At 36.2% G+C, this 955-nt stretch carries 2 protein-coding genes; both read right to left on the reverse strand.

The annotated features are described in order from the left end of the window. Positions 1-66: 66 nt before the first annotated feature. Positions 67-315, reverse strand: coding sequence for a hypothetical protein (locus AB4589_RS25530; protein WP_372101970.1), 249 nt, complete (start codon positions 313-315; stop codon positions 67-69). After that, the gene (locus tag AB4589_RS25535; RefSeq protein ID WP_171730303.1) at positions 305-790 is read right to left on the reverse strand and encodes a nucleoside 2-deoxyribosyltransferase; all 486 of its coding nucleotides are present in this window, start codon (positions 788-790) and stop codon (positions 305-307) included. The genes AB4589_RS25530 and AB4589_RS25535 overlap by 11 nt, the downstream gene beginning before the upstream one ends. Positions 791-955 lie beyond the last annotated feature (165 nt).

Genomic DNA, 955 nt, shown 5'->3' on the forward strand with positions numbered 1-955 from the left:
AACTTCTGGTGCAGATCACCATACGCCGCTCGCCATGTTTCGCCATCGTCTGAGAAATCACTTGCCCTAGGCAAATAATTTTGTAAAAAAATCAAGGTCATTGCGACCACCTAAAACCCACAATGTTTCAGCTACTTGAGCAAATACATTGTTGTTTCTCCCTGGTACAACAAGAAAACGCTCTGCAGGTTTTTCTATTTTGGTAAGAGTTGCCAGAACCTCTGTTTGCTCTTGATCTCGAGATCCTACTGTTTGACCATTAGTCAGGATGTTTTTCAATGTGCTGATTAATGCAGAAGTTATATTACGATTCATGACACACCTTTAAGCCAATTTGTGAAAATACATCTGCAACAAAGTCTTTTGCTTCTGAGATAGTTGAATACTCAAAGTGCTTACAGTTATCACTACCTGAAATCATCGCGGACACAGCTCTCTCCCCTTGACGATATAAAGTGATTACAGGAATTCGCCATTGAATTGCTGTAGCAATTTCATAGCCTACGCCAAGACTTGGTGTTGTTACCTCAGCAACAACAATATTTGACTGTCTTAGCCATTGAAGATCACGATCATGGATAAATTTATCGGTCAAAAATGATTGACCTCCATCTGAAAGTTTGTAATCGCCAACATGCTCTGTGATTACGGTTCCATACGCTTTTAGCTGGCTAATTATTTCAGCATAAACCGATACATCGTCTCTCCCCGCACGAATTGAACCAGCAAAATAAATTACAGTATCTTTTTTACCTATACTCTTAGTTAGAGTGTGACCAACATTATTCATCTTGAACCTTAAAATATAGTTACCACTACGCTTTAATGATAATTAGCATATTAATATTATTTGTTGAATTTTTTAGATATTAAAATTCATAGTCAATAAATTAAACTAAAGAGAGATAATCCTTTAGTTTATATAGTATTAGTGTCTCTTATTACAAGTATTAGT

The sequence above is a fragment of the Vibrio sp. 10N.222.49.A3 genome (assembly GCF_041475145.1).
Lineage (GTDB): Bacteria > Pseudomonadota > Gammaproteobacteria > Enterobacterales > Vibrionaceae > Vibrio > Vibrio tasmaniensis_A.

What these genes read in the sequence shown, in the direction of transcription:
- AB4589_RS25530 (WP_372101970.1), bottom strand. Translation starts at nt 315, where the DNA reads ATGAATCGTAATATAACTTCTGCATTAATCAGCACATTGAAAAACATC.
- AB4589_RS25535 (WP_171730303.1), bottom strand. Translation starts at nt 790, where the DNA reads ATGAATAATGTTGGTCACACTCTAACTAAGAGTATAGGTAAAAAAGAT.